General features: G+C 38.1%; 8 protein-coding genes. 7 read left to right on the top strand and 1 reads right to left on the bottom strand.

Annotation, left to right across the window (positions count from 1 at the left end; all coding sequences use genetic code 11):
* The first annotated feature begins 305 nt into the window (after positions 1-305).
* The 7 genes from V7K48_RS19975 to V7K48_RS19945 all read left to right on the top strand — a co-directional run bounded on the left by V7K48_RS19975 (position 306) and on the right by V7K48_RS19945 (position 11,111).
* Positions 306-1,739 (top strand): oligosaccharide flippase family protein, encoded by a 1,434-nt coding sequence (locus V7K48_RS19975; RefSeq protein ID WP_335074940.1) that lies wholly within the window; start codon positions 306-308, stop codon positions 1,737-1,739.
* Positions 1,740-1,802: 63 nt separating this feature from the next.
* Positions 1,803-2,801, top strand: coding sequence for a glycosyltransferase family 2 protein (locus tag V7K48_RS19970; RefSeq protein ID WP_335074939.1), 999 nt, complete (start codon positions 1,803-1,805; stop codon positions 2,799-2,801).
* Positions 2,802-3,149: 348 nt separating this feature from the next.
* Positions 3,150-4,382, top strand: a complete 1,233-nt coding sequence (locus tag V7K48_RS19965) for an O-antigen ligase family protein (protein ID WP_335074938.1) — start codon at positions 3,150-3,152, stop codon at positions 4,380-4,382.
* Positions 4,383-4,426: 44 nt separating this feature from the next.
* Positions 4,427-5,596 (top strand): glycosyltransferase family 4 protein, encoded by a 1,170-nt coding sequence (locus V7K48_RS19960; RefSeq protein WP_335074937.1) that lies wholly within the window; start codon positions 4,427-4,429, stop codon positions 5,594-5,596.
* 68 nt (positions 5,597-5,664) lie between these two features.
* A complete protein-coding gene (locus V7K48_RS19955; protein WP_335074936.1) occupies positions 5,665-6,966 on the top strand; it encodes a UDP-glucose dehydrogenase family protein in 1,302 nt (433 codons plus the stop codon).
* 512 nt (positions 6,967-7,478) lie between these two features.
* Positions 7,479-8,669 (top strand): glycosyltransferase family 4 protein, encoded by a 1,191-nt coding sequence (locus V7K48_RS19950; RefSeq protein WP_335074935.1) that lies wholly within the window; start codon positions 7,479-7,481, stop codon positions 8,667-8,669.
* A gap of 228 nt (positions 8,670-8,897) precedes the next feature.
* Positions 8,898-11,111 (top strand): GumC family protein, encoded by a 2,214-nt coding sequence (locus tag V7K48_RS19945; protein ID WP_335074934.1) that lies wholly within the window; start codon positions 8,898-8,900, stop codon positions 11,109-11,111.
* Positions 11,112-12,080: 969 nt separating this feature from the next.
* On the opposite strand, the gene V7K48_RS19940 is transcribed toward V7K48_RS19945, so the two are convergent.
* On the bottom strand, positions 12,081-13,508 hold the full coding sequence (locus V7K48_RS19940) for a right-handed parallel beta-helix repeat-containing protein (protein WP_335074933.1): 1,428 nt from the start codon (positions 13,506-13,508) through the stop codon (positions 12,081-12,083).
* Positions 13,509-13,549 lie beyond the last annotated feature (41 nt).

The raw sequence follows: 13,549 nt of genomic DNA, 5'->3' as shown, positions 1-13,549 counted from the left end.
TTTACCTATTGATACAAAGATTGCACTTGATAGTAAAATTTTTCACGCATTAAATTTAGATTTTTCTACTTTACTGAGTGAAAAACTATCTGTTTAAGGGTAATAAAAGCTTTCGGATTTACAACCCAAAAGATTTGTTAATAAATCTTGGGAAAAATGCATTTTTGTACTTGACTCCTATGACTGGATGTGATGTATGAAAAAGCTAAAAAAGTTCTAACAGTATATTCAGATAAAAGTAAGTCATGAGATTTAAGGTATTGGTGATTTAAAATTAACGAAATAGGCTGATTAATAATTTTAGAATGGTAGAAAAGTACAAATTAATAAGTAATTCCCTCTCAATGCTAGTGAATCGGTTAGCGCAAAGCATTACAGCCTTTGTATTAACTGCTGCTATTGCTCGTACTCTAGGAGCTGAGGCTTTAGGTCAGTATCTACTAGCGTATAGCTACTATTTTATCTTTGTGGGCATTGCTTCACAGGGGCTAAAGGTATTGTTTACCAGAGAACTAGCCCATGAACCACAAAAAACATCAGTTTATTTAATGAGTGGTACCTGGTTGCAATTAATATTTAGTTTTTTGAGCTATGGGGCGTTAGTTTTTGTAGTGTTTTTACTTCCCTATAGTTCTCAAACGTCTACTGTTTGCTACATTATGGGCTTAACGATTATTCCCTTTGCACTTTCCAACGTAACGGAGGCAATTTTCCAAGCTAAAGAAAAGATGCATTTGATTGCCATTGCTACAGTCCCAGTGTATGTCCTACGCCTACTAATAATGATCTGGGCAATGCAATTGAAATACGGAATCGAATATCTGGGGGCGATCCTATTTTTTTCAGAAACATTAATTTTGGTAATTGAATGGATTCTCATCACCCGCTTCGTCAAAATACAATGGCAGATTGATAGAATTCTTATATGGAATATAATTAAAAATGCACGGACATTTGTTGCTATTGAAGCAATGTCTGTGGTAAGTAGCAGAATTCAAATCTTGATACTTTCATTGTTAGGAAATGAGTTTTTAGTAGGTCTTTTTGGTGGAATAGTACAACTGCTACAACCATTTTTGATTATTGCCAACAGTATAACTGTAGCTATGTTTCCGAGACTCTCAAAAGTAGTAGGTCAAGGGCGGGAAAAGCAGCAGCGGATCACTGAAAGCTTTATTGAAATTCTACTAACTATGGGATTACCCTTATTCCTTGGATTGTTATTTTTTGGCAGAGATTTATTGATTTTTATTTATCATCCTAGCTTTGCTCAAGGAAGTTTAGCTCTGAGTATAAGTGCTGTAGCACTACTTTTCTTGCCCTTCATACGCACACTGTGCTATCTACTTGTAGCCAATCATTATGAGATAGTGAACCTGCGTGAAGTGGTTATTACAACTTCATTAGGAAGCTTGGCAGGTGTGGCATTAGTTTCGCAATATCAGTTACAAGGTGCAGCTATAATGTCATTGCTAATGACTATTCTTGGCTTTAGCCAGTATGTTTACTTTACCTATACTCTTCTATTTCCATTAAATTTCTGGCGAATATTTCGCCGTCCTCTTATAATAAGCACTTTGATGCTAGTTGTATTCTTAATTTTAAAAAAAATTAATTTAGATTTTTTATTAACTCTGATTATTGCGACTTCCTCCTATATTTTGTTTTTTGTTTTCCTGACTATTTATGCTTTAGGAGGAATTCATGTTGTATTGGAAAAATTTCTCAGAAAGGTATGAAGTTTCAATGACTGACTCTGCTTCTAAAATAGTAAAGTTACAAAATTTAAGATAACTAGAGCAATGAATATTGAATATCTTCAAGTAGAAAAAGTAACCACTCAAAAATTAGCAATGGTAAATGAAAGTAATCAAACAATAGTCAGCGTAGTGATTCCTACACGCAATAGACCACAAATTGTTGCTAGGGGTGTCATAACAGCATTAACTCAAACGCTGCAATCAATTGAAGTGATTGTGATAATAGACGGTCCTGATCAGGAAACAGTCAATGTACTATCTCAGATAACAGATCCAAGATTGAGAGTGGTAGAACTACCAAAAAATATTGGACCATCAGGGGCTAGAAATACTGGTGTGAGAGAAGCTAAAGGTACTTGGATAGCCTTTTTAGATGATGATGATGAATGGCTTCCACAAAAATTGCAGCGTCAACTTGAAGTAGCAAATAATTCCCATTATGATTTTCCAGTTGTCGCCAGTCGTTTCATTTCCCAGACCCAAAAAGGTGAGTTTATTTGTCCAAGAAGGCTACCTAAGCTCTCTGAACCTATAAGCGAATATCTTTTTGCGCGTAACTCCTTTTTTAAAGGAGAGGGCTGCATACAAACCTCAACTATTTTCGTGAAAAAAGAGTTAGTGCAAAAAATACCTCTGGAAGAAAAATTTTACAGACATGAGGATTGGGAGTGGTTGCTTCGCGTTAGTGCTATCGAAGGTGTAGGAGTAGAGTTTGTGCCTGAGCCTATGGCAATCTGGCATTCAGAAATGGGAATTAAGCGCTTAAGCAACATCAATGACTGGCAATATTCCTTGGATTGGATTCGTTCTACCCGCAATTTAGTAACACCAAAGGCTTATTCAGGCTTTATTGCAACAATTATCACTCCTTCTGCGTCCTTAGTCGGTGATTGGAAAGCATTCTTTCCTTTGTTGTGGGAAGCTATCCGCTGGGGTAAGCTTCGACCAATTGATATCTGCTTGTACTTAACTATGTGGCTGTTCCCTCAGCAGTTTAGGCAGCAAGTTCGCTCTATTTTCACCAAAAAGTTCAAAACATAGGAGCCTCTTCAGAAAACAAAGGCAGAAGCCAGAAGATAAAAATAATTACAAAAAACTTGGAAGGGTGAATTTCAAGACTACTAAAAAAGGGAATTGTGCCTCCAAGCCTAGCATGAGATATCAAAACTTCTATGCTTAAATTATAGAATTTTGAACGTAGGTTACTTATGTCTTTGGGCTTAATCAAAAAAATGTCAATCTCAAAAATACAGCCATCTCATCAAAAGTGAATGAATAGAGAGAGATAGTAAAGTATTTGTCAAAATCAACTTAGAGTAGTAATCACAACTGTGTGAATTATTTAATATATATGTATCCAATGATATTTACATATCATAATCATAACAAATGAGGAAATTTTTAATTTTTGCTGAAGAATTAGCAACAATCACTTTTTTGATGATCTATTCAGGAACTCCATTAGATGCCTTGATAACGGATGGCTTTACCGCCAAAGAAGGTGATAGAATCATATTCAGATTGTTTTTCACTTTTACTTATATAGTTACCCTTTTCTTAATTACTCTACGTTGGAAGAAGGCTACTTACGTTTTTAGCAAAGATAAATTTATTTGGGTATTACTCGGAGTTTGTGCACTTTCTAGTTTTTGGTCTTTAGATTCAGATACTACTATACGTCGTGTTTTGGGTCTTGCAGGAACAATGCTTTTTGGGGTTTATTTAGCTTCACGCTACACCTTAAAACAACAACTGAAGTTATGTGCATACATGCTTGCTTTCTCAGGAGTAATGTGTTTATTATTTGTTGTATTACTACCACAATATGGTATTGGAGTCGATGCTGAGATGGGTGCTTGGCGAGGAATATACCCACAGAAAAATATTCTTGGCAGGAGATTTTTACTTAGTGGAGCAATATTTTTCTTCTTTGCCATGACTAATCGAGAAAATCGCTGGGTTTCATGGCTTGGCTATGTTACTTCTGGAATAATTGTATTCTTCTCAAAATCAACAACATCTTTAGGTAATTTTATAATCATTACAGCAGCTTTTTTTATATATACTCGAATTTTACATTTAAAGTATAAAGTAATGATACCTGTTTTGACATTCGTATCAACCATTAGCATAGCTTTTTATGCTTGGTTTGTCTCACAAGCGGATACAATTCTAGGCTCAGTAGGTAAGGACACAACACTCACTGGACGTTCAGAATTATGGCCTGTTGTGTTGGAAATGATTGCGAAAAAACCGTGGCTAGGATATGGCTATGGAGCATTCTGGATAGAGGATAATAGTGAGGCTTCTCTTATTGCAGAAGCTGTACAATGGAATGTTCCTAATGCTCACAATGGTTTTCTGGATCTGTGGCTAGCATTGGGTTTACTAGGAGTCCTTGTTTTTCTAATTGGCTTCGTTATTAATTTATTAAGAGCGATATATTTTATCCGGTGGAATCAAACACCTGAAAATTTATGGCTTTTAGTTTATCTTACCTTTATTATTCTTTCAAATTTAACTGAAACTTCATTATTAGAGCAAAATAGTCTTGAATGGATACTTTATGTATCAGCAATATTAACAAGCAAACTTTCTACACGCACAAGTCTGCAAAAATAGAATCGATAGACTTTATCGGTCTCAGTAAAAGGCTAGGCAGCGCTTTGAATCTAGGAAAATCAATCAAACCTATAAATTGTGATTCTTTTGTTGAGATATTAATCCAATATAGATCAATTATTGAAAAATTACAGCTTATGTGTCGAACTAATACTCTCAAAATTATCATGCTAGGTCCTAGCTTACTCCAGCAGGGTGGTATTTCAGGTTATGAGAAACTTTTTTTGGAGTATGCTCCTTCGGAAGTTCAAATTTATCATATTATTACTCACGATGAAGGAGCTATAGCACTCAAAATCATGGTGTTTTTGAAAGCTATATGGAAATTTCTGTGGATGTTGATAAGGGAAGAAGTTGATATTGTTCAAATTGAAATTTCACAGCGCGGCAGTGTTTTCCGACAAGCAATTATGACACTTTTAGCTTGGGTATTTCACAAGCCGATAATTTTACATGCTCATGGTAGTCAATTTCATCTTTTTTATGCTGGACTTGCAAAATGGATACAGAAATTGCTAAGTTGGGTATTTTGTAAGTGTCAACGCTTAATTGTATTATCCGAAAGTTGGAAAAACTTCTACATAGAAAACCTTGGTCTAAAGCCAGAACAAGTTGTAGTTTTTTACAATCCAGTAAAAGTTCCTGTTGAAGTTCCATCCCGTTCAGTTTCTAGTAAAGTGAACTTGCTTTTTTTAGGACGAATTGGTCAACGTAAAGGAGCATTTGATTTAATCAAAGCTTTTTCTTTTTTGCCTACTGAATATCAAACCAGATCAAGTATGATTATGGCAGGAGATGGTGACATAGAACAAGCACGCAATTTAGTTACGACTTTAAATCTAGAAAATTATATACAATTGCCTGGTTGGATAGGGTCAGATGAACGTGATATTCTTTTAACTGAAGCAGATGTTTTTTTGTTGCCTTCTTACAACGAAGGTCTTCCATTAGCAATGTTGGAAGCAATGGCTTGGGAGTTACCAGTCATAGTTACACCAGTAGGAGGGATACCTGAGATAGTTACTCAATCTGAAAATGGATTAATCGTTAACCCAGGTAATATTAAGCAGTTATCAGATGCTATTAAGTCTTTGATTGAAAATGAGGCTTTGAGGCTTTCTCTAGGAGCGAAGGCGAGAACAAGTGTTTTTCCTCTAGACATCAAAAAGCATTGGGTTGATTTTATAGATTTATATCACTCAGTCTTAAATTAAGATGCTATGGAAGAGCGCTGTAAGGGCTGAATTTTTTGTACTGTATGAAAAAATAACAACTGGTAGTTATGAAAATTAGCATTTTTGGTTTAGGATATGTCGGTGTCGTAACAGCAGCTTGCTTGGCCCGAGATGGACATCAAGTGATTGGGGTAGATGTAAATCCCGAAAAAGTGGATTTGATCGGTAAAGGAGAGTCGCCTATTGTAGAGCCTGGGCTGAGTCAATTGTTGATTGACGGAGTGGCATCTCAGTTAATCAGAGCTACTACAGATGCTGAAGCGGCGGTGCTAGCATCAGATGTTTCCCTGATTAGCGTTGGCACACCTCCAATAGAGAGGGGAGAACCGGATCTTACCTACGTTTGGAATGTGTGCAAGCAGATTGGAAAAGCTGCCATCCATAAGACTGAAAGTCATGTGGTTGTTTTGCGTAGCACTGTCCCTCCAGGAACATTAGAAAAGTGTCAAAATCTGCTAGATAGTCTCATAGGTGATAATTCGATTCATCTAGCATTTAACCCAGAGTTTTTACGCGAAGGTTCGGCTATCAAAGATTACGAGCAACCACCTTACACCATTATCGGTACTGAATCTCCTGTGGCAGAAGCAGCAGTACGGCAGATGTATGCCACAGTAGATGCACCGTTCACTGTAGTCAAACCATCTGTAGCAGAAATGGTTAAATATGTTGCCAATTGCTGGCACGCTACCAAGGTGGGCTTTGCTAATGAAATCGGACGAGTTGCCAAAGCCTTTGGCGTCGATGGACGAGAAGTAATGAACATCATTGTACAAGACACGAAATTAAATATTTCCCCTGTTTACATGCGTCCTGGATTTGCCTACGGTGGTTCCTGTCTGCCAAAAGATTTGAGTGCTTTGCTTTACTACGCACGGAACATGGATGTAGCAGTCCCCCTACTAAACGCCCTTCCAACTACTAACAGCCTCCAAGTTGATTTAGCCGCCCAGCATGTATTACGCCTTGGGGCAAGGAAGATTGCTATTTTAGGATTGGCATTTAAACCAGGTACAGATGACTTAAGAGAAAGTCCAGCAGTGCTGCTAGTTAAGCGATTGATTGGGGAAGGCTGCCAAATAAAAATTTATGACCAAGCCGTCTATGAAGCTCGGTTAATGGGAACCAATCTCACCTATATCCAAAATAACCTTCCTCATTTTGAGGATCTGCTAGTTGCAGAACCACAGCAAGCTCTGGAGAGCGCAGAATTAGTAATAGTTACCCATGCTAGTCCAGAGTTTCGCCAGATATTACGGGAAGCGCTCAAAAAAATACAAATTTTGGATCTGGCAAGTGTGTTTTCTGAACCGATTAAGGAGTTAAATTATTGTGGTATTGCTTGGTAAGCAAAGTATTGATGATGAAATAACTTAAGCATTTTCTGGATATGTACTTACCCTTTGTTTTGCTTAAGTAGTAGTACATCCAGAAAATTATCACTATTAAGTTGATATCTGGTGCATTCAATTCCTCACTTTAGATATGCAGATGATATTCCCTAATTTTGCGTTTAGGAATAAATAGTCCAACTGTTTTCAAAAATAAATTATGAGTTTTAAAAATTATCTGATAAGTCTCTGCTCTCCACAATTTCGTATTACAATTCTCTTTTATCTAAAGTAACTTAGAGTGGTATTCAACAAAATTACTGATTTTGGATATGAAGGTTGGTTATTGAATAAAGGTAAATTTTTTCCTTGATCTCAATATTTCCTATTAAAAATATCAAGAGCCGTTCTTGGGAGATGAGACGAAAGCAACATTTACTCATAGAAATAGAGCAAAAGTTAATAATTTTATTTTTAAATCTAGCCAAATTAACTAAAAAATGAAAAGCCAATTGAAAGGCAAATGAGATATGTCTAAGAAAGTAGTAATAATTGTAGAAAACCTGCCTGTTCCGTTTGATCGGCGCGTATGGATGGAAGCCACCACCCTGACAAAAGCTGGGTATGAAGTTTCGGTGATTTGTCCCAAAGGTAAAGGGTTTGAAGAAGAATACGAGGTAATCGATCAGGTTCACATTTATCGCCATCCAATGCCACCTGATATTAGTTCGGTCTCAGGTTATCTACGGGAGTATGGTACTGCCCTTTTTTGGGAGTTTCGCCTTGCCCATCGGGTGTGGCGAGAGCGAGGGTTTGATATCGTCCATATTTGCAATCCTCCAGATTTACTGTTTTTGGTGGCAGGATGGTTCAAGTTGCTCAAGGGTGTAAGAGTCATATTTGACCACCATGATATCAATCTGGAGATGTACGAAGCTAAGTATGGACGACGAGACATATTCTATTACGGACTCTCGTTAGTTGAGCGATTGACCTTTGCGACAGCAGACGTAGTTATCTCAACTAATGAATCTTACCTCTCAGTAGCACTTACCCGTGGAGGTAAGAGTCCAGAGGATGTCTTCGTTGTTCGCAGTGGACCTGACCTTTCCCGTTTTCAACCCGTACCGCCCAACCCCGTCTACCGTAAAGGTCGAAAGTATTTGGTAGGGTATGTTGGTGTCATGGGAGAACCGGAGGGAATCGATTACCTGCTGCAATCGGTGCGCTACATTGTCTATGAAAAAAAACGCCAGGATATTCACTTTATGCTCATCGGTAGTGGACCGATGTTTGAGAAGCTTCAGGCACTATCTGAAGAGTTAGAAGTTAATAAATTTGTAGAATTTACCGGGCGTATTCCTGATAAAGAACTTTTAGAACGACTTTCTAGCTGTGATGTATGTGCTAATCCTGATAAAAAAATGCCCTACAATGACCGTTCAACAATGAACAAGATCATGGAGTACATGGCAATGGGAAAACCCATTGTTCAGTTTGACCTTTTGGAAGGAAGGCGGTCGGCAGAAGGAGCATCTGTCTATGCCAAGGATAATGATGTTGTGGATTTTGCCGAGAACATTCTTGAACTTCTAGAGGATAGTCAGCGGCAACAGCAAATGGGAAAGCTAGGTAGACAACGAATGGAGGAGAAACTAGAGTGGCGACATCAAGTATCTAAACTGTTAGAGGCTTATGAGAAAGCTTGGCAATGCAAGTGAAGTACCCACTACTGCATGCTTTCCATACAGTGGGGGCTTCCCGTCTGACTCGCTTTTGCCATGTTTGGGATGCCACAAGGGCATTCGGGATTAAACCTGATCCTGGACTTACATTGTAAAATAGTACTAGTCTTATCAATAGCTACGCTTTGTACCTACTCTAAGTAGATCAATATTGAGTTTATCGCTTAAAACCTGTACTTTTGAAGATTTATGTCAGAAAAATATATGGAATCTAAAGAATCTATTGATTTAGACCTTAGTCGTTACTTGTTAATATTGAAACGATGGTGGTTACCTGCTAGTGCGATATTTGCAGCTACAGTTATGCTCAGTGCTATAGCTACACAATTTATGAAGCCATCCTATGAAGCCGAAGGAAAACTATTATTTAGAATTCCTTCTTTTAAAGTGGTAGGAACTGATCTGGTACCTAGTAACACTGAAGGAGGAGATGCAGGAGATTTAAAATCGCTGCTAGCAACTCAAAATCCTATAAACACTCAGATAGAAGTTATTACTTCCCCTAGTTTATTGCAGCAAACAATAGACAAACTACGACTGAAAGACGGAGAAGGTAAACCTATAGAAGTAGAAAAGTTCCGAAAATCCTTGACACTAAAAGTTGTTGGTGGGACAGATGTATTGCGAATTAGCTATAGCAGCCATGACCCGGAACAATCAGCAGCAGTAGTCAACACAATTATGAATTTTTATTTAGAAAATGATATTTTGACAAATCGCTCTGAGGCAGGATCAACTCGTCAATTTATGGCCAAGCAGCTTCCTAAAACTCAAGAGGCTGTTAATAATGCAGAAGTAGCACTACGTATATTTAAACAAAAGTATCAGATTGCAGATCTATCAGAGGAGACAAAGTCAGCCGTTACGACTATTGGAAATTTAGACAATGAGATGAATACTGTTAAAGCTCAACTGGATGAGGTAAACGCGCAAACCAATGAGCTGCGCCAGAAAGTAGAGCTAAATTCTCAGCAGGCCATCGCTGTGAGTGCCCTCAGTCAGTCACCTGCAGTACAGGGAGTTCTTACACAACTTCAAGAGACCGAGCGGCAGTTAGCGATTGAGCGCAGCCGTTTCCTAGATGACAACCCCGTAGTTATTAACCTAGAAGCAAAGAAAGCTAGCTTAAAATCTCTCCTGCAACAGCAAATTGGTCAGACTGTTGGCAATCAAACACAAGTTTCTCAGAGCCAATTGCAGATTGGAGAACTCAGACAAAACCTGATACAAAATTTTCTGCAGTCAGAAATACAGCGCTTTGGCTTAACTAAAAGACTTTCCTCTCTAGAGAATTCTCGTTCTAGCTACGAACAGCGGATGAAAATCATACCCCAGTTGGCACAAAATCAGCGGGAGTTAGAACGGAAAGTTGAAGTTGCAGATTCGACCTATCAAACTCTATTGAAAAAGGTTCAAGAATTACAATTAGTTGAGAATACAAATACAGCCAGTTCGCGGATTATTGCTCAGGCTTTAGTGCCAGATAAGCCAGTAGAAACCAAAAAAATTGTAGTTTTGCTGCTAGGAGTGATGTTCGGTTTATTTTTGGCCACTACAACTGTTCTGTTTCTAGGCATGAGAGATCGGTCTCTTAAAACACTTAAGGAAGTCAGAGATGTATTTAAATATACGTTGCTGGGAATTGTTCCTTTGTCTGTTAAAAAGGTTCGCTCTCGTTATTCAGACGTAGAATCAATAACTCAAAGAATTGCTGTCAGAGATACGCCCTACTCTTTAACTAGCGAAATGTACCGAATGATTCAAGCTAATCTGAAATTTTTGAGTTCAGATAAAGTGCTCAAAACTATTGTGATAACTAGCGCAGTTCCTAAAGAAGGCAAATCTACAGTTTCAGCTAATTTGGCAGCAGCGATCGCTCAACTAGGACGTAAAGTTTTACTAATTGATGCAGATATGCGAGTTCCTTCTCAGCATCATCTCTGGCAACTAACCAATGAACTTGGTTTGAGTGAGGTTCTTGTAGGTCAGGCTGAATTTGACGTTGCTGTATCTAAAGTAATGGATAATCTTGATGTCTTACCTGCTGGAGTTAGACCTCCCAACCCACTTGCTTTGCTTGACTCAAAACGGATGGCATCATTAATTGAAAATTTCTCATCTCAACATAACTATGATTTTGTAATTATTGATGCTCCTCCCTTGCTTTTGGCAGCCGATGCTTTGACTTTAAGCCAAATGACTGATGGGATTTTGTTAGTAGCTCGACCTGGAGTAATTGATTCTAACACTGCTAAAGCTGCTCAAGAGATGTTAGAGAGATCCAATTACAATGTCTTAGGTTTAGTCGTGAATGGAATCATTGAGAAAAATGAATCTAGTAGTTATTTATATCATGATCACGAATATTTTAAACCAAGGGAGTTGACAAAAGAACTCAAGGGACTTGCAAAAAAATAAAATCTCCAAAGTTTAGGGGCTACTAAAAGACAATCAATAAACCATTGATTAGAATTTCGTAGTTCCTCTGACCCTAGATTGTTTATCTCGACTTTATCCAAATCAAATAACGTCGCCTTGTTATTTGGCAAAAATTTTAGCTGATCACGCAAGTTTTTTTCCAATGTGACTAATTTTGGGTGACATCGATAAAGTCATAGTTACAGATTGATCAGGGTTTCAGAAGATAATTAGTTGGGACCTAGACAAAAAACACCCATAAAAAAGCTTCAAATCTATATACACAGAGACTTTAACATCTTTTGAAAGGTTGATTGATATATCTGGGTTTGAGCCATTTTCGAGCATTTGATGCATTTTCCTTACCCTGCATATGTTTGAGGCTTGTTTTTCCCTCGAAAAAGTTTAAGTCCCAGTGACTCCAATAATTTCTCACAAGTGCAGACTTTTAATGGGTACTTCAGGCAGAAGAAAGCAGCAGCCGACCGCTATCGCTTTCTTTTCTTAACAATGATTATTATTGTTGAAATACCCATAAATTAATTATTTGGAAGTTCTTAATAGACTATATCTAATTTGGTTTTACCGCCCCCTTATTTATGCTATAGCATTAAAATCAAGGTTTTATATCAGGTTCAAAATGTGGGTTACAAAAACGGGTTGTAGACAAAAACTCTATATAAATAAATCAGTATTTTGCCATACAACCCGATGCCATACTATTAACTCAATACCTTCGCCAAAAAAAGTAGGTCTAAGTTTTGCTGAAACGACCCAAGACAAGCTTGTGCTTCACTGGTAAGCAAAACATAAAATCACAGTGCATGCAGATAGGATAGTAAAAAATTCCTTCCACAAAAACCATGCAGGGTTTTATTGACTCAGTTTTTACCCGATGGCAAAAATAGGCACGCATCATCCAGTTTTCTTTGATGTCAATCTTCATAAATTGGCGAAGGTCATTATTAACTAATACCGCATTTCGTATGCCCCTCTATCGGATGCTGAACCATACACACGAGAGTTGCCTACAACATCAGTTGTCAAATTATTCCACCTAAAACCACTATTGATTGCCTGACTGTTCCGCTTCAGCCTAAAGTCCCCATTAGAGGCATTAATAAACAGTGGATCTGCCATAATATCGTTGGGTCCGACAGCATTTACACGAGAACCATTGTTGTTGTAGAGGTTGTAGTTAAAAGTAACGTTGGTACTTCCACCATTCAGGCTTATTGGTCTGTTAGGCGCAGAATAAAGGATGTTATTGATAACTTTGATATCACCTGAATGATTACTCATGATTTGTCCGTAATTAATTACGGCAGTCTGGTTATTCAGATAAGCTGTGTTGTGGACAATATCGACATGGTCACTTTCATAGGTATGAATGCCCGAACCACCATTTTTATATGTGATATTGTTGGCAATCAAAGTACGTCCTCGATACCCGTTATTTCTAGAACGATCAACAATAATGCCATTACCGTCTTGGAACTTTCCGTTTTCAATCCAGGGAATTAACATTTGATTGTTATGAACCTTGTTTCTGGTTATAAACATCTTGTAGTTCCGGCTGTTGTCAGAATTCCAAGTGTCGAGCAGCGAAATGCCACTAGCACCAAAGATCGAGTACCAGCAATTATTGAACACCTCGTTATTATCCACTGTCACATAGTCTGATGCCGTAGCTGTAATGCCTCCGCCTCCACAATCATGTACCTTATTGTTGAGAATACGTATATGGTGGGTGCGACCTTTTGCTCGTCCATCTATAGTGATGCAATTTCCATTCGTCAGAGGGTTGGATTGGTTATACTTCTGACTCTTCGCATAAGCAAGGGTTATATTGCGATTGTTCCCTACTACCTCCAGCCCGTTTACCTCAATATATGACGCTTTATTGTAAATCCAAATTCCATGCCATCCATTGTGCTGAAGTTTCGGACGAGCTCCAGGATATGCTTTATACGTAATCCATGCATTTGCCCTTCCAGAGCGTTTAATATCTAGTACCGATCCTGTTGGGTATGCATTCCTGTATACCCCGTTCATAATAAGTACGGTGTCGCCAGGGTTAGTCAGGTCTGCTGCTCTTTGAATTGTCCTAAAGGCGGATGAGGGAGTGAGTCCGCGATTTCTGTCATTTCCGTTACTATTAACATAGAATGTTGTCGCAGTTGGAATAGCACTGATCAGCTTGCGGCTAGGTAGTGGCATTTCCTGAACAGTGGATAACTGACCAACATCTTTAACTAAAGACTCTGTTATTCTCTCTCCTTGAACCAAACCTGTTAATGCCCAAGGAAGTACAAGAGATGCACTTAAACTGAGAAAACCGAAACCATAAATCATCATAGGGAAAAATAGGGTATGTTGCAAAAACTGAATCGTCAACGGTCAGTAGCTCTAGCCTTAATCAGTAACTCAGTATTGGA

The sequence above is a fragment of the Nostoc sp. genome (assembly GCF_036919615.1).
GTDB lineage: Bacteria > Cyanobacteriota > Cyanobacteriia > Cyanobacteriales > Nostocaceae > Nostoc.
Note: the sequence above shows the minus strand (reverse complement) of the source record. Positions and strands in the feature narration are given on the sequence as shown.